Annotated in this window: 16 protein-coding genes; 11 read left to right on the forward strand and 5 right to left on the reverse strand. The window is 64.1% G+C overall.

Features of this window, described 5'->3' with window-relative positions; translation table 11 throughout:
* Nucleotides 1–66: 66 nt before the first annotated feature.
* The 3 genes from ppk2 to ACIQ3Q_RS07755 all read left to right on the forward strand — a co-directional run bounded on the left by ppk2 (nucleotide 67) and on the right by ACIQ3Q_RS07755 (nucleotide 5,913).
* A complete protein-coding gene (gene ppk2 / locus ACIQ3Q_RS07745) occupies nucleotides 67–984 on the forward strand; it encodes a polyphosphate kinase 2 (RefSeq protein ID WP_396268457.1) in 918 nt (305 codons plus the stop codon).
* Nucleotides 985–1,095: 111 nt separating this feature from the next.
* Nucleotides 1,096–3,948, forward strand: coding sequence for an ExeM/NucH family extracellular endonuclease (locus ACIQ3Q_RS07750; RefSeq protein WP_396268458.1), 2,853 nt, complete (start codon nucleotides 1,096–1,098; stop codon nucleotides 3,946–3,948).
* A 90-nt stretch (nucleotides 3,949–4,038) separates the two neighbouring features.
* Nucleotides 4,039–5,913, forward strand: coding sequence for a 5'-nucleotidase C-terminal domain-containing protein (locus ACIQ3Q_RS07755; RefSeq protein ID WP_396268460.1), 1,875 nt, complete (start codon nucleotides 4,039–4,041; stop codon nucleotides 5,911–5,913).
* A 176-nt stretch (nucleotides 5,914–6,089) separates the two neighbouring features.
* Here the strand turns inward: ACIQ3Q_RS07755 and ACIQ3Q_RS07760 are convergent, their stop codons facing one another.
* Entirely contained in the window at nucleotides 6,090–6,650 is a 561-nt protein-coding gene (locus ACIQ3Q_RS07760; protein WP_396268462.1) for an HD domain-containing protein, read from the reverse strand.
* 82 nt (nucleotides 6,651–6,732) lie between these two features.
* Here ACIQ3Q_RS07760 and ACIQ3Q_RS07765 point away from each other — a divergent pair, with 82 nt between their 5' ends.
* Genes ACIQ3Q_RS07765 through phnX form a run of 5 tightly spaced genes read left to right on the forward strand, consistent with a single transcriptional unit; the run spans nucleotide 6,733 to nucleotide 12,644 of the window.
* The gene (locus tag ACIQ3Q_RS07765; RefSeq protein ID WP_396268463.1) at nucleotides 6,733–7,764 is read left to right on the forward strand and encodes a putative 2-aminoethylphosphonate ABC transporter substrate-binding protein; all 1,032 of its coding nucleotides are present in this window, start codon (nucleotides 6,733–6,735) and stop codon (nucleotides 7,762–7,764) included.
* A 9-nt stretch (nucleotides 7,765–7,773) separates the two neighbouring features.
* On the forward strand, nucleotides 7,774–8,967 hold the full coding sequence (locus tag ACIQ3Q_RS07770; protein ID WP_396268464.1) for an ABC transporter ATP-binding protein: 1,194 nt from the start codon (nucleotides 7,774–7,776) through the stop codon (nucleotides 8,965–8,967).
* Complete coding sequence (locus ACIQ3Q_RS07775) at nucleotides 8,964–10,691, forward strand: putative 2-aminoethylphosphonate ABC transporter permease subunit (protein ID WP_396268466.1); 1,728 nt, start codon at nucleotides 8,964–8,966, stop codon at nucleotides 10,689–10,691. Before ACIQ3Q_RS07770 ends, ACIQ3Q_RS07775 begins: the two co-directional genes overlap by 4 nt.
* An 8-nt stretch (nucleotides 10,692–10,699) precedes the next feature.
* Complete coding sequence (locus tag ACIQ3Q_RS07780; protein WP_396268467.1) at nucleotides 10,700–11,812, forward strand: TIGR03364 family FAD-dependent oxidoreductase; 1,113 nt, start codon at nucleotides 10,700–10,702, stop codon at nucleotides 11,810–11,812.
* A 10-nt stretch (nucleotides 11,813–11,822) separates the two neighbouring features.
* A complete protein-coding gene (phnX, locus tag ACIQ3Q_RS07785) occupies nucleotides 11,823–12,644 on the forward strand; it encodes a phosphonoacetaldehyde hydrolase (protein WP_396268468.1) in 822 nt (273 codons plus the stop codon).
* 25 nt (nucleotides 12,645–12,669) lie between these two features.
* Here the strand turns inward: phnX and ACIQ3Q_RS07790 are convergent, their stop codons facing one another.
* The gene (locus ACIQ3Q_RS07790; RefSeq protein ID WP_396268469.1) at nucleotides 12,670–13,701 is read right to left on the reverse strand and encodes a transporter; all 1,032 of its coding nucleotides are present in this window, start codon (nucleotides 13,699–13,701) and stop codon (nucleotides 12,670–12,672) included.
* Nucleotides 13,702–13,792: 91 nt separating this feature from the next.
* Nucleotides 13,793–14,434, reverse strand: a complete 642-nt coding sequence (locus tag ACIQ3Q_RS07795; protein ID WP_396268470.1) for a hypothetical protein — start codon at nucleotides 14,432–14,434, stop codon at nucleotides 13,793–13,795.
* On the opposite strand from ACIQ3Q_RS07795, the gene ACIQ3Q_RS07800 reads away from it, so the two are divergent.
* Complete coding sequence (locus ACIQ3Q_RS07800) at nucleotides 14,433–14,624, forward strand: hypothetical protein (RefSeq protein ID WP_396268471.1); 192 nt, start codon at nucleotides 14,433–14,435, stop codon at nucleotides 14,622–14,624. The two genes, ACIQ3Q_RS07795 and ACIQ3Q_RS07800, sit on opposite strands and share 2 nt — an antisense overlap.
* Before the next feature lie 56 nt (nucleotides 14,625–14,680).
* Nucleotides 14,681–15,964: a lysophospholipid transporter LplT gene (lplT, locus tag ACIQ3Q_RS07805; RefSeq protein ID WP_396268472.1), complete on the forward strand. Its 1,284-nt coding sequence runs from the start codon at nucleotides 14,681–14,683 to the stop codon at nucleotides 15,962–15,964.
* Here the strand turns inward: lplT and ACIQ3Q_RS07810 are convergent.
* Nucleotides 15,930–17,153, reverse strand: a complete 1,224-nt coding sequence (locus ACIQ3Q_RS07810) for a glycosyltransferase family 4 protein (protein ID WP_396268473.1) — start codon at nucleotides 17,151–17,153, stop codon at nucleotides 15,930–15,932. The two genes, lplT and ACIQ3Q_RS07810, sit on opposite strands and share 35 nt — an antisense overlap.
* Nucleotides 17,154–17,290: 137 nt before the next feature.
* Here ACIQ3Q_RS07810 and ACIQ3Q_RS07815 point away from each other — a divergent pair, with 137 nt between their 5' ends.
* Nucleotides 17,291–17,899: a hypothetical protein gene (locus tag ACIQ3Q_RS07815; protein WP_396268474.1), complete on the forward strand. Its 609-nt coding sequence runs from the start codon at nucleotides 17,291–17,293 to the stop codon at nucleotides 17,897–17,899.
* Nucleotides 17,900–17,903: 4 nt separating this feature from the next.
* On the opposite strand, the gene ACIQ3Q_RS07820 is transcribed toward ACIQ3Q_RS07815, so the two are convergent.
* Nucleotides 17,904–19,565, reverse strand: coding sequence for an aminotransferase class III-fold pyridoxal phosphate-dependent enzyme (locus tag ACIQ3Q_RS07820; RefSeq protein ID WP_396268475.1), 1,662 nt, complete (start codon nucleotides 19,563–19,565; stop codon nucleotides 17,904–17,906).
* Nucleotides 19,566–19,580: the final 15 nt, after the last annotated feature.

Genomic DNA, 19,580 nt, shown 5'->3' on the forward strand with positions numbered 1-19,580 from the left:
CACATGCCTGAAATATGACAACGCTACCGTCATAAAACATCGCACTATGACAGCCGAGGATGAGCCATGCCCGAGATTGACGAATCCCTGATCAAACGCATCCATCAAGACCTGCGTGATGATCTGGACGAAGAGTTGGAGTTGGAGTTCGAAGACCGCAGTGTCGACCGCATTGCCAGCGAGATCGAAGGGCGGAACTTCAACAGCTCGCCCTCTGAGCGGCAAATTTATTTCGGAGAGCTGTTCCGCCTGCAAGCCGAGTTGGTCAAGCTGCAAGACTGGGTGGTGGCGACCAAGCACAAGGTGGTGATCGTCTTTGAAGGCCGCGATGCCGCTGGCAAAGGTGGCGTGATCAAGCGCATTACCCAGCGCCTGAACCCCCGCGTCTGCCGCGTAGCCGCCCTGCCTGCCCCCAATGACCGCGAGCGCACCCAGTGGTACTTCCAGCGCTACATCAGCCACCTACCGGCCGGCGGCGAGATCGTGCTGTTTGACCGCAGTTGGTACAACCGCGCTGGCGTTGAGCGCGTGATGGGCTTTTGCAGCGATGACCAGTACGAAGAGTTCTTCCGCTCCACCCCCGAGTTCGAACGCATGCTGGTGCGCTCCGGCATCCAAGTCATCAAGTATTGGTTCTCCATCTCTGACGAAGAGCAGCGCATTCGCTTCTTGGGCCGCATTCACGACCCCCTCAAGCAATGGAAGCTCAGCCCCATGGACTTGGAGTCACGGCGTCGCTGGGAGGACTACACCAAGGCCAAGGAAGTGATGCTGGAGCGCACCCACATTGAAGAAGCACCTTGGTGGATTGTGCAGGCCGACAACAAAAAGAAGGCACGCCTCAACTGCATCCACCACCTCTTGAGCCAGATGCCCTACGAAGAGGTGCCGCACCCGGTCATTGAACTGCCCGAACGCCAGCGCAATGAAGACTATGAGCGCAGACCGGCGCCCAAAGAGCTGATCGTCCCAGAGGTGTACTGACCCCCTAAATCATAAGCTCACTGTCATCGTTAGGTCTTAGTCCGCAGGCAAGCTGAACGTTCAAGACCCCAACCATTGAGTTGGGCCCACCGAATGTTTGGAGCCTCCGTCATGGGACACATTTTTTTCAAACCCGCACTCAGCCTGATGCTCGTCGCGGGGACGCTAACGCAGTCCGTCTGGGCTGCTTCCGCCACCGGCATCGTCATCAGCCAGGTCTATGGCGGCAACGGCAGCACCTACAGCCGCGACTATGTAGAGCTGCTCAACACCTCCAGCAGCCCGGTCAGTGTGGGCGGCTGGTCGATTCAGTACGCCTCCTCCACTGGCACCGGCGCCTTCAGCGCCAATGGCATCGCAGCACTCCCGGCCGTCACCCTGCAGCCCGGTCAGTACTTCTTGGTCGCACTCGCCTCCAGCACCACGGGCGCGGGCCTGCCCACCCCAGACGCGACGGCCACCTCACCCAACCTGTCCTCGTCCTCCGGCAAGGTGGTGCTGGTCAGCGACAGTTCGGGCTTGGCCTGCAATGGCTCTAACTTGCCCTGCAGCAGCACCGACTTGGCCCGTGTGGTCGACCTGGTGGGTTACGGGCTTGCCAACTACTTTGAAGGCAGCGCAGCCGCCCCCTTGCTCAGCAGCAGCAGCGCCTTGCTGCGTGGCACTTGCACCGACACCGACCAAAACAGCGTCGACTTCCAGGCCGGCACGCCCAACCCACGCAACACCGCCTCGGCCGCCGCCAGCTGCCAGCCCGTCGGGCCAGTGGTGCTGAGCATTCCGCAGATCCAAGGCAGCGCAAGCACCTCAGCGCATGTCGGCAAGCAAGTGCGGACCTCCGGCGTCGTCACCCGCCTCACCAACAACGGCTTCTTTGTGCAAGACCTGAGCGGTGATGGCGATGCCAACACCTCGGACGGCATCTTGGCCTTCACCGGCAGTGCCCCCACCGTGGCCGTGGGCCAGCTCATTGAGCTGACGGGCACCGTCACCGAGTACAACACCGGCGCGGCCACCAACCCCTGGAGCAACAGCAACCCCGTGACCGAGTTGACGGGGGTGTCCAACATCACCGTGACGGGCTCGGGCTACAGCGTCACCCCCACGCTGGTCACGCTACCCGAGGCCGTGGAAGGCGACTTGGAACGCTATGAAGGCATGCTGGTCACTTTGAGTGGCCCGCTCACCGCAACTCAAAACTTCTTCCAAGGGCGCTACGGCCAAGTGACCCTGGCCGTGGGCGGGCGCATGATGGTGCCCACCCAGATGCACCGCCCCGGGCCTGATGCGGTGGCTTTGGCAAACGCCAATGCGCGCCGCCGCATCGTGCTGGATGACGGCAGCTCGCTGCAAAACCCCAATCCCATTCCCTACATCGGGCAAGACAACACCCTGCGCGCGGGCGACACCGTGGCCAGCATCACCGGCGTGATTGACTTTGGCTTGGCCACCTCCAGCAGCGCGGGCTTGGCAGACTACAAAGTCCACCCCACGCTGCCGGTCACCTTCACCCGAAGCAACGCTCGCACATCCGCCCCCGCCGCACTGCAGGGCAACGTCAAGCTGGCCAGCTTCAACGTGCTGAACTACTTCACCACCTTCACCGACGGCACCACCGCCAGCGGCCAAACCGGCCAAGGCTGCAGCCTTGGTGGCAATGTGGCAGCCAGCAACTGCCGAGGCGCCAGCAATCTGGCGGAGTTTGAGCGCCAACGCGCCAAGACGGTCGAAGCCCTGGCCAGCATGAATGCTGATGCCGTGGGCTTGATCGAGCTACAGAACAACGGCCGCACAGCCATTGCCAATCTGGTGGATGCGCTGAATGCGCGCGTAGGCGCAGGCACCTTTGCCGCCGTGGCGGATCCGCTCTCAGGCACCGGCACCGATGCCATCAAGGTCGGCATCATCTACAAGCCCGCCAAACTCAGTCTGGCTGGTGCAGCCAACAGCGATGTGGACGCCATCCACAACCGCCCACCCGTGGCTCAAACCTTTGCCCTCAGCAACGGTGAGAGAGTGACCCTGGTGGTCAGCCACTTCAAGTCCAAAAGCTGCGACGGAGCGACAGGCGCCGATGCCGATCAAGGCGATGGCCAAGGCTGCTACAACAGCACGCGGCTGCAACAGGCCCAGCGCCTGCGCGCTTGGGCCGGCACGCTGACGGCGACGCCGAACCTGCTGCTGATGGGTGACCTGAACGCTTATGCCCAGGAAGACCCCGTGGCTGAATTGACCAACAATGGCTTCATCAACGAGGCGACCCGCTTCAACCCCAACAGCTATTCCTATGTGTTCGATGGCGCATCCGGCTCGCTGGACCATGCCTTGGCCAGTACCGCGCTGAGCCCCAATGTGTTGGGCGCTCAGGTGTGGCACATCAATGCAGACGAGCCCTCGGTGATCGACTACAACACCGAATTCAAGCCACAAGACCTGTACACCCCGACAGCCTACCGCTCGTCTGACCACGACCCCGTGCTGGTAGGCCTGTCTCTGCTGAAGAGCCTCAAGGGCACCCGTGGCAACGACAACCTCACAGGCACCGCCGGTGATGACCGTCTCAGTGGCCTGGCCGGTGACGACACCTTGAGTGGCGGCAGTGGCAAAGACACGCTGATTGGCGGCCCAGGCGCCGACATCTTTGTGCTGACGGCCGGCGACAGTGGCATCGACACCATCAATGACTTCGTGCCGGCCACTGACCGTCTGGATGTGCGCTCGCTCTTGGAAGCCGCAGGCTACACCGGCAACGACCCGGTGGCTGACCGGGTGATTCGGTTTGTCGATAAGTCGAACGGCGCGCAGGTGCAGTTTGATGCGGATGGACGCGGCAGCGCCAGCCGTTGGGTGACTGTGGCTGTGCTGCGCGATGTGGCTGCAGCCAGCATCGTGCCCAGCCGCGACTTGATCACCAGCACCCCCGCCCTTAACGCAGAGATTGCGCGCACCCGCCGCAGCCGCTGACCGCCGCAGTTGGGGGCTGGGTGTCATCGCCTTGACATCCAGCCCCTTCAGACTTTGCGCCTTTGAACCTTGATCACATTCGAGTCTGGAATGAAGCACCTCATCACCCTGAAGACCATCGCGTGGGCCACGCTGTGTGCCACCGCGCTGACGGCCTGCGGCGGCAGCGACGACAGCAGCAGCGAGCCCAGCTTTGCAGCCATTGAGCTGAACATCGCCCACATCAATGACCACCACTCTCAACTCGAGCCCTTTGCGCTGCAAGAGTTGACGCTCAATGGTGTGGCCACCCAGGTAGACCTGGGCAGCTTTGCGCGCCAAACAGCCTTGTTCAAAAAGGCCGAAGCGGAAAAGAAGAACCTGCTGAAGATCCATGCCGGTGATGCGGTGACCGGCACGCTCTACTACACCTTCTACAAGGGTGAAGCGGATGCCAAGATGATGAACACCATCTGCTTTGACGCCTTTGCCTTGGGCAATCATGAGTTTGATGATGGCGACGCCGTGCTGGCCAACTTCTTGGACACCCTGATCACCGGCCCCTGCAAAACGCCGGTGTTGGCTGCCAATGTGGCACCCAAGCTGGGCACGCCGCTAGCCCCTCGCACGGTCAATGACTATCTGCTTCCCTACTCGATCAAGACCATCGAAGGCGTCAAGGTGGCGATGATTGGCATTGACATCAAAGACAAAACCGTCAACTCCTCGCGTCCGCTGGACAGCACCACTTTCAGCGATGAACTGAGCACCGCGCAGGCCACCATCAACAACCTGAAGACCGCCCAAGGCGTGCGCCACATTGTGCTGGTGACCCACCAAGGCTTTGAGCGCGACAAGGCCATGGCCGCGCAACTCACCGATGTGGATGTGATCATCGGCGGCGACTCGCACAGCTTGCTGGGCGACTTCAGCACCCAAGGCTTGACCAGCTCCGGTGCCTACCCCACGGTATTGAAGAACAAAGACGGCCATACAGTGTGCGTTGGCCAAGCCTGGGAATACGCCAAGGCCTTCGGCATGATGAACGTGAAGTTCAACGCCCAAGGTACGGTGGATAGCTGCAGTGGCCAAGCTTCCTTGGTGATTGGCGACAACTTCAAGCGCAAAGACGCTGCAGGAGCCTGGCAGACCTTGGCCGACGCCGACAAGAGCGCCTTGGTCACCGCCTTGGCCAGCCAGCCCGCTGTCAAGGTCACCACCCCAGACACCGCCGCCGCCGCTGTGCTCAAGAGCTACACCGACCGCATTGCCTTGGAGAAGGCCAAAGTCATCGGCACCGCTTCACAGTCGCTGTGCTTGGTGCGCGTGCCCGGCGAGAGCACCAACCGCAGCGCGGGTGTGGCCGGTTGCGAAACCGCCAATACCCTGGCCCAGGGCAGCGATGCTGCCCAGGTGGTGGCCGAGTCCTTTTTGGCCTCCAGCAAGCGCGCCAGCTTCGCGCTGCAAAACGCTGGCGGCGTGCGGGTACCCATTGCGGCTGGCCCGCTGTCCATGAACACCGCCTTCACCGTTCTGCCCTTCACCAACGTGATCGTTGAGATGGACCTGAGCGGGCAGGAAGTGGTCAACGCCTTGGAAGATGCTGTCGCCAACCACCTCGATGCTTTGCAGTCCAGCGGCTCCCACCCTTATGCCGCAGGCTTGCGTTGGAACTTGGACATGAGCAAGGCCAAAGGCAGCCGCTTCAGCAATGTGCAGGTGCGCGACAAAGCCACCGGCGCATGGTCAGCCATCGACCTGAGCAAGACCTATGTGCTGGCCACCAATGACTTCATTGCGTCGGGCAAAGACGGCTACACCGCGCTGGGCACGGCCTACACGGCAGGCCGCTTCGTCAACACCTACCTGCTCTACACCCAGACCTTTGCAGATTGGGTGACGCTGAAGGGCACGGTGGCCAGGCCAGCACGTGCGGAGTATTCGCACCAGACTGTCATCACCAAGGCGGGGGCCACCCTCCCATAAACCGAAAGGGCCCTCCCGGGCCCCCTCAACCAACGCTTTCAGATGGCCCCCAGGGTCGGGCTCTGCCCGCCCCGCCCCCCGAGGGGGAGCAAGAAAGCTTGGGGCGGCCCGGCGCTTTCATGAGCTTGAGCGTCTGGTTTTGATGAGCCTGCTGGAGGAGCGCCAGCAGGCTCTTTTTACGTCTGCAGCATGCGTGCGCAATGCTCTACGCTGGCCCACAGTTGCGCAAAGGGCAAGGTGGGGTAGTTGGGCAACTTGGCTGCCTCATCCCAATGCCGCAGGCGCAAGCTGTCGCGGGCGAAGGCCTGCCTGAGGAAGGCCACGCGCTCGGCTTCGGTCATGGGGCCTCCTTGCAAGGCAAGGCTGCGGCGCGAGTCCTCTGACAAGGCTCTCAGATAGTTGGGATTCACCGCCAAATAGCGCTTGGCCTGCACATGCTGAGCAATAGGCACCACGCAGCTCGGCGGCAACCAGTTGGCTAGCAGGTGCGCCGCAATCACCTCATGTTTGTCGTTGACGCCTTCGGCAGACGGCGTGCCCGAGAGACCCGTCACCAAATGGCCAATGTCATGCAGAAGCGCTGCGGCGATCAGGGCATCCCCGGCCCCAGACCGCTGGGCCATGGTGGCCGCTTGGCAAGCGTGATTGAGGTGGCTGACGGGCTCACCGTCATAGCGCTCTTGCCCACGCGACACCAGCAGGCGCCGAACATCCGCCAACTCCTTCAAGGACTTCATGCTTCAAGACTCCATCAGGCGTCACAACGATGTCATCGTGCCTCTGAACAATGTCCTGGCCATGACACAAGGAGTGAAGTCCATGACGACGTTGAACGCGCGCCGCTGCGCCCTGACCCTGGCCGGCCTGCTGGCCCTGCCACTGTGGGCACAGGCCCAAGACAAGACTGTCTTGACGGTCTACACCGCCCTGGAGGCCGATCAGATCAAGGCCTACAAGGCCGCCTTTGAACAAGCTCAGCCGCAAGTCGAGCTGAAGTTTGTGCGCGACTCCACCGGCATCGTCACCGCCAAGCTGCTGGCCGAGAAGGCCGCGCCTCAAGCCGATGTGGTGTGGGGCCTGGCTGCCACCTCGCTGATGCTGCTGGACAAGGAAGGCATGCTCATGCCCTATGCGCCCAAAGGCCTGGCCAGCATCAAGCCCAATATGCGGGACCCGCGCGCCAACCCGACCTGGGTCGGCATGAATGTCTGGTCCTCGGCCATGTGCTTCAACACGGTGGAGGCCAGCAAGAAGGGCCTGCCCAAGCCCAACAGTTGGGCCGACCTGACCCAGCCCGCCTACAAGGGCCAGATCACCATGCCGCACCCGGCCTCCTCAGGCACGGGCTACTTGATGGTGTCGGCCTGGTTGCAGATGATGGGCGAAACCCAAGGCTGGGCCTTCATGGACGCCTTGCACCAGAACATCGGCAGCTACACCCACAGCGGCTCCAAGCCCTGCAGGCAAGCCGCCACGGGGGAGTACGCCGTGGGCCTGAGCTTTGAGTACCGCGCCGACAAGACCAAGCGCGAAGGCGCGCCCATCGACATCGTGCTGCCGCGCGAGGGCCTGGGCTGGGACATGGAGGCCATGGCCATCCTGCGCACCACGTCCAAGGCTGAGGCGGCCAAAGCCTTGGCGGACTTTGCAGCTTCGCGCACCGCCAGCGAGCTGTATGCCCGCAACTTCGCGGTGCTGGCCTTGCCCGGTGTGCAGGAGAAGCTGCAGCACATTGATGGTGACATTGAGAAGCAACTGATTAAGAACGACTTTGCCTGGGCCGCCGCCCAACGCGAGCGCGTGCTGGCCGAGTGGAGCCGCCGCTATGAGGGCAAGGCTGAGAAGCGCTGAATCATGTTGATGGCTCACCGTCTCGAGGAAGCCAAGCCGCAGCAAACCTTGACGGCGCAGGGATCGGCTTCAGCACCAAGTGCCCAGCCCTTCTTGACGCTGCAAGGCGTGAGCAAGGCCTTTGGCGCAACGCCCATCTTGCGTGACTTGGATCTCGCCGTGCAAGAGGGTGAGTTGGTGTGCTTGCTGGGGCCTTCAGGCTGCGGCAAAACCACCTTGTTGCGCATCTTGTGCGGCATCGAGACGGTGGACGCTGGGAGCGTGCATCTGCATGGCCAAGACATCACGGCGCTGGCGCCGGCGGCGCGCCACTTCGGGGTGGTGTTTCAGTCCTATGCGCTGTTTCCCAACCTGAGCGCCCTAGACAACGTGGCCTATGGTCTGCGCGGCCTGCCGCGAGAGCGGGTTTTGCAGCGCGCGGCCGAGATGCTGGACATGGTGGGGCTGACTGCGCACGCACGCAAGTTCCCTGCCCAGCTCTCTGGCGGCCAGCAGCAGCGCGTGGCCCTGGCCCGGGCCTTGGCCCCCCAGCCCCGATTGCTGCTTCTGGATGAACCGCTGTCCGCCTTGGACGCCCAGGTGCGTGCCGCCATGCGCAGCGAGATCCGCCAGCTCCAGCGCAGCTTGCGCATGTCCACCATCATGGTCACCCACGACCAAGATGAAGCCTTGGCCATGGCAGACCGCGTGGTCTTGATGGAGGGCGGCCGAATTGCGCAGGACGCCGCGCCTTGGGCGCTCTACGCCCAACCCAGCAATCGCTTCAGCGCACAGTTTGTGGGCCGCATGAACCTGTGGCCAGCGCGTGTCGTGGCCTCAGATGAAGTGCGTGTGGGTGCGGTTCACTTGCGGCACCAGCACCAACCCAAGTCCCCCGATGATGCCGGCCAAGCCACCTGGGTCGGGATTCGGCCAGAGACTATTGAGGTGCGCCCCTTGGAGCTGTCACGCCGCCGCGCGGCCGCCGTGGGCTTAGGCCCCGAAGACTGGCTGCCCACCAACACTGTTGAGGCCACCTTGAGTGACTGGACCTTCTGCGGTGCTCACGTCCAACTCCAGTGGCAGGTAGAGGCGCTGGGCCAGACGCTAGAGAGCAGCATGCCCACCCCCATCGGTGGCCAGGTACCCTGGCAACGCGGTGAGCAGGTCGGCCTCTACCTCCCCCCCAAAGCCCTCAGCCTGCTGCCCGTGGAGGCCCCGTGAGCACTGTGCTCACAGCGCCTGCTATTGCCAGCGGCACCGGGAGCGAGCCCCTGTTGCAGCGGCTGTTGGCACGCCTGCCACCAGTGCTCTTGCTGCTGATGACCGGCTTGCTGCTGCTGGGCATTGTGCTGCCCATGACAGCACTGCTGATGCAGAGCGCCTGGGAGACCGACGGGCAAACCGTGGGCCTTGGCCACTATCGCGCCTTTTTTGCACAAGCCCATGTGGGCGCGCTCATCCTGCGCAGCGTGGGCTTGGCCGCTGCTGCTGCCACCTTGTCCGTGGCCTTGGCCTACGGTTTCGCCTACGCACTGAGCCTCAGTGCCATGCCCGGCAAGGCGCTGTTCAAGGGCTTGGCCTTGCTGCCCCTGATGGCACCTTCGCTGTTGATGGCCTTGAGCTTGGTGGTGCTGTTCGGCAACCAGGGTCTGCTGCGCGACCTGTGGCAGGCCGTCTTGGGCGACACCCCGTTCTACGGCGAGGCCGGCATGTTGTTGGGCGCCGTGCTGTGGACCTTTCCACATGCGCTGATGATGCTCTCTACCACCCTGAGCCAGATGGATGGCCGACTCTTTGAGGCCGCACAGACCTTAGGCGCTTCCCCTGCACGGCAGTTCTGGACCATCACCTTGCCGGCCAGCCGCTACGGCCTGATGCTGGCCTGGATGGTGGTCTTTGTGCTGGTGCTGACCGACTTTGGCGTGCCTAAGGTGCTGGGCGGCCAAGATGCAGTGTTGGCGACGGAACTCTATAAGCAGGTCATTGGGCAACAGAACTTCCGCCTCGGTGCGGTGGTGGCCGTGCTCTTGCTGCTGCCTGCTGTGGTGGCCAGCGCCGTCGAGGCCCACTTGCGCCGCCGCCAAGGGGCTGCGCTGACGCTGCGCGCCACGCCCCATCACCCCAAGCCCGTGGCCTGGCGGGACGGTGCACTCTGGATTTACTGTGCCTTGGTCTGCACGCTGCTGGTGGGCACCTTACTGGCCGCTGCCCTGGCGGCCCTGGCCACTTACTGGCCCTATGACTTGAGCTTGAGTCTGCGGCACTTCGACTTCGACAACACCGACGGCGGCGGCTGGGCGACGTTTGTCAACTCGCTCCGACTGGCCACCTGGACCGCGCTCATCGGCACGGCCTGCGCCTTCATGACGGCCTGGTTGGTGGCCAAACCCCGGGGTTTTGTGGCGGCACGCCAAACCCTCAACGTGATGGCCATGCTGCCCTTGGCCATACCGGGCCTGGCCTTGGGCCTGGGCTACATCTTGTTTTTCAACCCACCATGGCAGCCGCTGCGCGGGCTCTATGGCGGCATGGCGATTTTGGTGTTGTGCACGGTGGCGCACTATTTTTCTGTGGCGCACCTCACCTTGTTGACCGCGCTGCGTCAGCTGGATGCGGAGTACGAGTGGGTGGGCGAGTCGCTGGGGGTGTCCCCCCTGCAGACCGCTTGGGCCGTGCATTTGCCGGCTTGCGGGCCATCGCTCTTTGAGGTGGCGGGCTTCTTCTTCGTGAACGCACTGACCACCGTGTCTGCGGTGGTCTTTTTGTACGGCCCTGACACCGGCCTGGCCTCGGTGGCTGTGCTCAACATGGATGACGCAGGCGACATGGCGCCCGCAGCGGCCATGGCCATGCTGATCTTCCTGACTGCCGCTGCAGGCCGTGGACTGCTGGGCGCTGCAGCAGCATGGTCGCGCCGCCGCACCCAGGCTTGGCGAACTCAATGAGAGGCGGTATGACCTTTGATGTGATCGTGGTGGGCGCAGGCATTGTGGGCCTCGCCCATGCGTATGAAGCCCGGCGGCGTGGCTTGTCGGTGGCGGTGGTCGAGCGAGACCACCGCGCGGTGGGCGCCTCTATCCGCAACTTTGGTTTTGTGACCGTGACGGGCCAACGCGCGGGCGACACCTGGCGGCGGGCAAGGCGCAGCCGCGATGTCTGGGCGGAAGTCGCACCTCAGGCAGGCATCCGCATTGAGCATCGCGGCCTGTGGGTGCTGGCCCAACGTCCGGCGGCGGCTGAGGTGCTGCACGCCTTCATGCAAACAGAGATGGGCGAGCGCTGCGAGCTTCACAGCGCCCGCGAGGCGGGCCAGCACATGCCCGCCCTGCGCACCGAGCACGCCACCGCCGCTTTGTATTCACCGCATGAGTTGCGGGTGGAGTCGCGCGACGCCATTCCTCGGCTCACCCACTGGCTGAGCCAAGAGCATGGCGTTGAGTTCTTCTTCGGGGAAGCGGTGCTGAGCGTGAGTGATGGCGAAGTCCACACGGCACAGCGCAGCCTGCAGGCAGAGCGCATCGTGCTGTGCCCCGGCACGGAGCTGACGGGCGTGGCCGGTGCCTTGCTCAAAGACCACGGACTGCAGCTGACCCGCCTGCAAATGCTGCGCGTCCAGCCCGAGGCTGGCTTCAGGCTGGGGGCGGCGGTGATGTCGGACCTGAGCTTGGTGCGCTATGCCGGCTATGCGGCACTGCCCCAAGCAGCAGCCCTGCAGCAGCAACTCAGCCACGAAGTGCCGCACAGCTTGGCCCACGGCATCCACTTGATCGCCGTGCAAAGCGCCGATGGCAGCTTGGTGGTGGGCGATTCTCACCATGCCGCCGACAGCCCCCTGCCCTTTGCCAGCGAGGCCGTCGATGAGCTGATCTTGCAGCACCTCTACGAAACCCTGGACCTGGGCCAATGCCGCGTGGTGGAGCGCTGGGTGGGTGTCTACCCTGTCGGCCACCATGAGGACTGCTTGGTGGTGCGACCCTCCCCTTCGCAACGCCTGGTGCTGGTGACCAGCGGCACCGGGGCCAGCACCGCCTTCGGCATTGCCGAAGATGTGTTCAACCAATGGTGAGCCCGCAGCCATGAGTTCTTCTTCCTCTCTTGCCGCCGTCGTGTTCGACTGGGCGGGCACCCTATTTGACTTTGGCAGCCAGGCGCCGATGGGCGCCTTTGTAGAGCTCTTCGCCCGGCATGGGGTCGAGATCAGCATTGATGAAGCCCGTGTGCCTATGGGCCTGCCCAAGTGGGACCATATTCAGACCTTGGGCACCCAGCCGCGCATCGCGGCCGCCTGGGCCGCCGCCCATGGGCGTGCCTTTGATGTGGCCGATGTGGGTGCGCTGTACGAGGAGTTCACGCCCATGAATGCCCTGTCGGTGCGCCAACATGCCCAGGCCATTCCGGGGGCGGCTGAGTTGCTGGCCACGCTGCGCCAGCGCGGCCTCAAAGTAGGCTCGACCACCGGCTACAACCGACCCATCATGGAGGTGGTGCAGCCGCTGCTGGCCGCCCAAGGCATTGCACCCGACAACCTGGTGTGCGCCGGGGATGTGCCGCTGGGCCGCCCCAGCCCCATGGCCATGTACCAGTGCTTCCTCGACTTGGAAGTCGGCCCGGCCTATCGGGTGGTGAAGGTGGACGACACCCTGCCCGGCTTGAGCGAAGGCCGTCAAGCCGGCTGCTGGACCGTGGCCATCACCGCCAGCGGTAATGAAGTCGGCCTGAGCCTAGAAGCATGGCAACGCATCTCGATTCAAGAGCAGCAACGCTTGGTGGCCGTGGCCCACGACCGCCTGGCGGCCATGCAGCCCGACTACACCATCGACACGGTGGCAGACCTGCTGCCCGTGCTGGACGACATCGAGCTTCGCCTGACCCGAGGTGAGCGGCCCAGGCCGGTCTGAATGCGCCTGGGACGGTGACCCGCACTCAGCGCCGACGCCGCACGCCGCGCACCGTCAACACCCCAATCACCACCGTCAAGGTGGTGATGAAACCCGCCACGATCCAGAAGCCTGCAGGGTGGGCGCCCATGGGCGTGCCGCCCACATTCATGCCAAACAAGCCCGAGATCAGGTTGATAGGCAGAGCCAACACCGTCACCATGGTCAGCATGAAGAGGCTGCGGTTGTTCTCCTCCGCCACCCGGGTGGCGGCTTCATCTTGCATCAGCTTGATGCGCTCTTGCAGCGCGGTGATGTCGCGCAGCACCAGTGCAAACTCCTCGCTGGCATGGTGCATGCGCTGACGGTCTTCAGCCTGCACCCAGGACGGCGGGTTGGAGAGTGTGCGCAGCAAGGCGCTGGGCTCTGGCGCCAGCAGCCGCTGCAAGCGCACCATCAAGCGCCGCAAGCGGGCCAGTTCCGCCGTGTGGCGTTCATGCTGACCAGCCAAGACGGCGTCTTCGACATCGTCAACCCGCTCGGCCGCCATGCGCACAATGCGCTGCAACTCATCCGCCTGATCGCCCAGCAAGTGGTTCAGCAGCGCCACCGAAGACCCCAGCACCTCGCCGCGCTTCACCGACATGCGCAGCCGGTCAATCGAGCGCAGCGGCTGGCGCCGCGCCGTGACCACCAGCCGCTCGGTGACGTTGACCCACAGGGTCGACACATCACCGGCATCCAGGCTGAAGTCAAAGGTCACGTCGTTGATCACGGCAAACAGTGCCTCGGCGTCGCGCTCGATGCGGGTGGAGCGCGAGCCATCGTGCAGCGCTTCAAAGAAGTTCTCGCCGAGCTTGGCGGCTGATCGCAGCCACGGCTCCGCCTGGGCGTGGCTAAGGTTGAAATGCAACCACACAAAGCCTGCTTGATCCGAGGCCAGCAGGCCCAGGGCGGTGGCTGCGTCGGCCAGCGTCACGACCGAAGCACCGGGCTGAAACCAGTAGCCGCAGATCAGCCCATGCTCATCGGTGCCATAAGAGGGATTGGCCAGAGTCGCCGTCGTTGAGGCAGTCATATCAGGCAAAGGTGGGTGCAAAAACCCTTGGATGGTAACGGGCGGATGTGTCAGTCCACTTGCTGGCCGGAATAGAAAGCATATAAACTATTTATACTATTTTCAGTGGAGTACCTTTCATGGCAAACCTTTCCAGCGCCACTGCGGCCACACCAGACACGGCAGCAGCCCCTACGGCCAGCCCAGCACCGGCAAGCGCCCCTGCAGCGCAGGCGGCCAACAGCCCCTCCCCCGCCAAGGCGGAGACAGCCGCCAAGCCGGTGAAGAAGGCTGCCCCCAAAGCTGCGGCCCCTGCCAAAGCGAAGCCAGCGGCCAAAGCGTCCGCCTCGGCCAAGCCTGCAGTCAAGCCCGCCGCCAAAGCTGCTCCCAAAGCTGCCGCCAAGCCCGCTGCCAAGGCTGCCAGCAAGCCCAGCGCTGCCCCGGCCAAGCGCTCTGCAGCGCCCGCCGCCAAGAGCCCCGCCAAGGCCAAGCCGGCCGCGGCTACCAAGCCGATCAAAGCCGCAAAGCCCGCAGCAACCGCAAAGTCTGCAGTCGCCGCCAAGCCGGCCAAGGTGGCCAAGCTAGCCCCTGCGGCCAAGCCCAGCAAGCCTGCCAAGGCGCTGCCCGCCAAGCCTGTCAAGGCGGCTAAGCCCACCAAGCCTGCTAAGCCTTCAAAGCCGGCCAAGAGCCCCGAGGCCGACAAGTCGGTGGCCGATAAAGCTGCTCGCAAGCTGGTGCGCGACAGCTTCACCATGCCGCAACTCGACTTCAACCTGATTGATGTGCTGAAGAAGCGCCTACTGTCAGATCGGGTCTCGGCCAAGAAGAGCGAGCTGCTGCGCGCTGGCTTGCATGCGCTGAACGCCCTGCCCACTGAGGTGCTGCGCAATGTGCTGGAGGCCTTGTTGCCGATCAAGACCGGCCGCCCCAAGAAGGGCCACTGAACCTGTCATCAAGCCGTCGCACAGCGGCTTGATCATGGTGGCGAATCATCGCCACCATGCTGCCCACCCCACCCCGCTACCCCTCAAGCTTCTCCTGGATGGTGGTGGCTCAGTTTGCGGCAGCCTTGGCCGACAACGCCCTGCTGATCGTGTCCATGGTCTGGTTAGACCTGCACGGCTACCCCGCTTGGGCCGCCCCCTTGCTCAAGGTGGGTTTCAACCTCTCCTTCGTGTTGCTGGCTCCTTTTGTAGGCGCACTGGCAGACGCTTGGCCCAAGGCCGCTTGGATGACGGTGCTCAACGGCATCAAGGCGCTTGGTGCCTTGGCGGTGCTCTTAGGCATCAACCCCTTGTTGGCTTTGATGCTGATGGGCATGGCCACCTCGGCCTACGCGCCTGCCAAGCTGGGTTGGATGACCGAGACCGTGGCCGGCCCGCATCTGGTTGGCGCCAATGGTTGGCTCAAGGCCAGCTTGGTGTGCGCTGTGCTCATGGGCACGGCTTTTGGGGGTTGGCTGGTCAGCCCGGTCTGGATGCAGAGTGGCCTGGCTCAAGGCTTGCAAGAAACACTCGAAGCCTTGCGGCTCAGCCAAGCGGAGGCACTGACGGGTTCTCTGTGTGTATTGATGCTCCTGTACTTGGGGGCCATGCTGTGCAATGCCGCGGTCCGCGAAAGCGGCACACCGCGCATGCCTTGCAGCACCAGTGCTCAACGCCTTTTGGCTCGCTTCGCCGCCGATGTGCCGGTGCTGTGGCAAGACGCCACGGCCCGCTTGGCGCTGCTCGCGACCATGTTGTTTTGGGGTGTGGGGGCGGTGCTGCAGTTCGCCGTGTTGCGCTGGGCACGCGAGTCTTTGGGCTTGGCCATGCATGAAGCCACCTATTTGCAGGCCAGCGTCGCGCTGGGGGTGATGGCCGGCGCCTTGGCAGCTGGCCGCTGGGTGCGCCTGGAGCATGCGCCCCACCTGTTATGGGCGGGCTTAGGCATGGCAGCGCTGATGGCCCTTCTACCCTGGGCACCCCATTGGCAGGCGGCCGCCCTGATCCTGACCTTGGCAGGCGCCGCCGGCGGGCTGATGGTCGTGCCCTTGAATGCGCTGCTGCACCGACGCGGCCACCAGCTCTTGGGGGCGGGCGCGGCCATTGCCGTTCAGGGCTTCTTTCAGAACGCCAGAGTCTTGGTGGCGCTGGGGCTCTATATGGGCCTGCTGGCGTGGGCACCGAGCATGGGCACGGTGCTCACGGCCACCGCCGCTGTGGTGGCCTTCGCTACAGGGCGGCTGTTGGCCCTGAGCAAGGCTCGCCTCAGGCCTGCGCCCACAGCGGGGCTACAGCTCTAAGGCTGGTTTGCCCACCCAGCGCCTGGTGCAACATGGCGTCGAACTGGGCCACCACACCGGGCCAATCCAGAGACTCTGCCACCAGGCGCGCCGCCACACCCAGCGCGCGCCGCTGAGGTGCATCACCAGCCAGGGCCACGGCAGCAGCCACAAATCCGGTGTCGTCCCCAAGGGCTGCCAACAGCCCACAGCCATGGGCCTTGAAGAGCTGACCTGCCGCCGCATGCTCAAAAGCCACGATGGGCAGGCCACTGGCCATGGCTTCGGTGATGACGTTGCCGAAGGTTTCGGTTTGGCTGGGAAAGAGGAAGAGATCAGCACTGGCATAGTGCGCGGCCAAGTCCACGCCGCGCTGCTGGCCCACAAAAATCGCCTTTGGCCAAAGGGCTTGCAGGGCGGCCCGCTGGGGCCCTTCGCCCACCAGCAAGAGCTTGGCGCGCGGCTGGCGCGCATGTATGGCGTCAAAGGCGCGACCCAGGAGCAGCAAGTTCTTCTCTTGCGCCAGACGCCCCACGCAGGCCACCACCACATCGTCCTGTGCGACACCCCACTGCAGGCGCAGCGCGGCTCGACGGCGGGCGGGTGAAAAGAGCTGCGTGTCCACGCCGCGCGCCACCACCTGCAGGCGCTCAAAGCCTTGCGCCTGCAGCTCAGTTTGCAGTGCCGCTGTAGGCACCATGGTCAGGCCCGAGCGGTTGTGAAAGCGGCGCAGGTAAGCCAGGATGCTGCGCTTCAGCAAACCCAGGCCGTAGTGCTTGGAATAGGCCTGGAAGTTGGTTCGAAAGTCGCTGGTGGTGGGTAAGCCCAACTGGGTGGCCGCCTGCAGCGCAGACCAGCCCAGCGGCCCTTCGGTGGCGATGTGCACCACATCGGGCCGCTGTGCGCGCCAGAGCTTGAGCAAGGTAGCCGTTGCGGGCAGGCCCATGCGCAGGTGCGAGTAGCCGGGGATGGGGCAGCCCCGCACCAACACTTCGCTCAAGCCCGCCGGCGCAGCAGGCGCCACCACCGCTTGACGGGGCCGGATCAGCTGCACCTGATGGTGGCGAGCCAGCAGCCCCTCCACCACCCGCGACAAGGTCATGGCCACCCCATTGACCTCGGGCGGGTAGGTCTCGGTGACCACGGCAATGCGCAAGCCAGGCCCCGCCAAGACAGCGGGGGTCGACATCAAAAGCGTGGGTGTGTTCATGCCGCCATGCTGCCCACCGCTTGCAACAGTTCGATGACAAAAGCCCCGCCACCCTTCCGTCACGCTAGTTTCATGCAAGCCGCGCAACATCTCGGCTGCCGCAGGCTGCGGCGTCACCTTCGCCCATGAGGAGCACCATGACGAACTTCTTCGATACCTTGGCCACCCAACGCTGGGACGACCACCGCTTCTATCACCAGAGCCGCATCAACCAGAGCCTGCACTTTGTCAGTGCCATCGGTTTCTTGGTGGCCTATGCCATGCTGTTCGTAGACCCCGCCACCGCGGCCCTGATCGCTTGGGGCTTCTCGATGGTGACGCGTCAGGCCGGTCACTTCTTCTTCGAGCCGCGTGGCTATGACCATGTCAACCAGGTCAGCGACGCGCACAAAGAAGCCGTCAAGGTGGGCTACAACATCCACCGCAAAGTGATTCTGCTGTCGGTGTGGGCCGGCATTCCCGTGGTGCTGTGGCTGCAGCCCTCGGTGTTTGGCCTCATCACACCCGCAGGCAACAACGCTGAGTTCTTGCACGACGTGGGCATCGCCTGGCTGGCACTGGGCGTGGCCGGGGTACTGTTTCGGGTGGGGCAACTGATCTGGACCCAAGGGCCGATCGAGGCACTGGCCTGGGCCATCAAGATCATCACCGACCCCGTGCATGACATTGTGCTGTACCACAAAGCTCCGCTGGCCCTGCTGCGCGGCGAGCTGCTGGACCCGATGCCGCATGTGCGGCATCGCTGATCGCTCAGCGCCAACCCAGCCGCGTGCGCAGCACCTCACCCAGCACGCGGCGTCGAATCTGTTGATTGCTTTGCTCTGCCGCCGGCAGCCACCAGCCATCCCGCAGCATGGCTTGGCAGGCAGCGGCAAACTTGGCCCGCACATGCGCCAACTCATCGTCGGTGTAGTTCAGGCTGAAGATCATGCGGCCGCTGCCCACCCAACTCAGGGCCAGGCCCTCGGCGCGCAGATAGAACTGCAGCATCCAGTTGTAGCGCGACGGGCGGGTGAACAAGACGGTGGCCACGGTCGAGAGGTGCGCGATCTGCACCGGCAGACCCTGTTCGGCGAGCGACGCATTCCACGCCTTGAAGCGCTCACTCCAGCGCTCATCCAAGCCCTCGTAGAGCGCCTGAACGTCGGGCGTCTCCAGCCGGTCCAAGAAGGCCGACATGGCCGTCATGACATAAGGATGGGCGTTGAAAGTGCCACGGGCAAAGCAGATGTCGGCTGGCCGCTCCTCACGAAAGCGCTTCATCAGCGCCGCTCGGCCACAGACCACGCCCACCGGCAGGCCGCCGCCCAAGGTCTTGCCGTAGGTCACCATATCGGCCTGCACGCCAAAGTAGGCCTGAGCGCCGCCCTGCGCCAGGCGAAAGCCCAGAAAGACCTCGTCAAAGATCAGCACGATGCCGCGCTCGGTGCACACCTGGCGCAGGTCCTTCAACCACTGGGTGTAGGCCGAGCGGTCAAAGCCCGCAGTGCGCCCGCTGTCCAAGAGGGAAGAATCACCGGGGGCGGGCCGGTTGGGGTGCAAGGCCTGCAGCGGGTTGACCAACACGCAGGCCACATCTTTGCGGCTGCGCAGTACGGCGAGGCTCTTGGCGTCCATGTCTTTGAGGGTGTAGGTCTCGCGCGGCGGCAGCGGGTTGCCCGGGCCGGGCTGCACGTCTTCCCACCAGCCGTGGTAGGCCCCACAAAAGCGCACCAAGTGGCTGCGCCCCGTGTGATAGCGGGCCAGGCGCACGGCCTGCATCACCGCCTCGGTGCCGGACATGTGGAAGGACACTTCATCCAAACCCGAGATGGCCTTGAGCCGCTGCACATTGCGCAGCACCGCCGGGTGCAAGCCGCCCAGCACCGGGCCCAACGCTTCGGCGTCCTTCACGGCTTGGGCGATGCAGGCTTTGTAGGCATCGACACCCAGCACATTGACGCCGTAAGAGCCGGTGAGGTCATAGAAGCGATTGCCGTCCAGGTCTTCCAGCATCACACCATCGGCCGCGTTGAAGAAGGCGCCCAGCTTCAGGCGTTCTCGCAAGTAAGGGCTGAACTGGAAAGGCACGCGGTAGCTGCCGGTGAACTGCAAGTCAGACAGGCCCTCACGCGCCTCGGCGGTCATGGCGATGCTGGCCGCATAGCGCTTGGCGAAGTCAGCGCACAACGCCTTGAACGCGGCTTCGCGCTGGCGCACCACCGGCAGCGCTGCGCCGTCGCAGTTGAAGAAATGCTGCTCGTCGTAGGCATAGCCCGGCAGCCAGGTGGCCAAGCGCTTGGCCATGCGCGAGTGGCCCGCCAGAGAGCGGTGCTTGGCGCGAGAGAGCTGCAAGCGGCGCCACGCCTTGGGCGCCAACCAGGCCAAACCACCCGCCGCCAAGGCGGCACTCAAGGCCATTGTTTCTTCCATGTTCCGTCCTTTCAG

Origin of the sequence: Ideonella sp., assembly GCF_044358605.1 — a bacterium.
Classification (GTDB): Bacteria; Pseudomonadota; Gammaproteobacteria; order Burkholderiales; family Burkholderiaceae_C; genus Ideonella.

Excerpts from the sequence above, each read along its gene's own strand:
- ACIQ3Q_RS07765 (WP_396268463.1), top strand. The coding sequence starts at position 6,733 with ATGACGACGTTGAACGCGCGCCGCTGCGCCCTGACCCTGGCCGGCCTG.
- phnX (WP_396268468.1), top strand. The coding sequence starts at position 11,823 with ATGAGTTCTTCTTCCTCTCTTGCCGCCGTCGTGTTCGACTGGGCGGGC.
- ACIQ3Q_RS07755 (WP_396268460.1), top strand. The coding sequence starts at position 4,039 with ATGAAGCACCTCATCACCCTGAAGACCATCGCGTGGGCCACGCTGTGT.
- ACIQ3Q_RS07795 (WP_396268470.1), bottom strand. The coding sequence starts at position 14,434 with ATGGTGAAGCTGTCGCGCACCAGCTTGCGAGCAGCTTTATCGGCCACC.
- ACIQ3Q_RS07800 (WP_396268471.1), top strand. The coding sequence starts at position 14,433 with ATGCCGCAACTCGACTTCAACCTGATTGATGTGCTGAAGAAGCGCCTA.
- ACIQ3Q_RS07815 (WP_396268474.1), top strand. The coding sequence starts at position 17,291 with ATGACGAACTTCTTCGATACCTTGGCCACCCAACGCTGGGACGACCAC.
- lplT (WP_396268472.1), top strand. The coding sequence starts at position 14,681 with ATGCTGCCCACCCCACCCCGCTACCCCTCAAGCTTCTCCTGGATGGTG.
- ACIQ3Q_RS07750 (WP_396268458.1), top strand. The coding sequence starts at position 1,096 with ATGGGACACATTTTTTTCAAACCCGCACTCAGCCTGATGCTCGTCGCG.
- ACIQ3Q_RS07810 (WP_396268473.1), bottom strand. The coding sequence starts at position 17,153 with ATGAACACACCCACGCTTTTGATGTCGACCCCCGCTGTCTTGGCGGGG.
- ppk2 (WP_396268457.1), top strand. The coding sequence starts at position 67 with ATGCCCGAGATTGACGAATCCCTGATCAAACGCATCCATCAAGACCTG.
- ACIQ3Q_RS07780 (WP_396268467.1), top strand. The coding sequence starts at position 10,700 with ATGACCTTTGATGTGATCGTGGTGGGCGCAGGCATTGTGGGCCTCGCC.
- ACIQ3Q_RS07820 (WP_396268475.1), bottom strand. The coding sequence starts at position 19,565 with ATGGAAGAAACAATGGCCTTGAGTGCCGCCTTGGCGGCGGGTGGTTTG.
- ACIQ3Q_RS07770 (WP_396268464.1), top strand. The coding sequence starts at position 7,774 with ATGGCTCACCGTCTCGAGGAAGCCAAGCCGCAGCAAACCTTGACGGCG.
- ACIQ3Q_RS07760 (WP_396268462.1), bottom strand. The coding sequence starts at position 6,650 with ATGAAGTCCTTGAAGGAGTTGGCGGATGTTCGGCGCCTGCTGGTGTCG.
- ACIQ3Q_RS07790 (WP_396268469.1), bottom strand. The coding sequence starts at position 13,701 with ATGACTGCCTCAACGACGGCGACTCTGGCCAATCCCTCTTATGGCACC.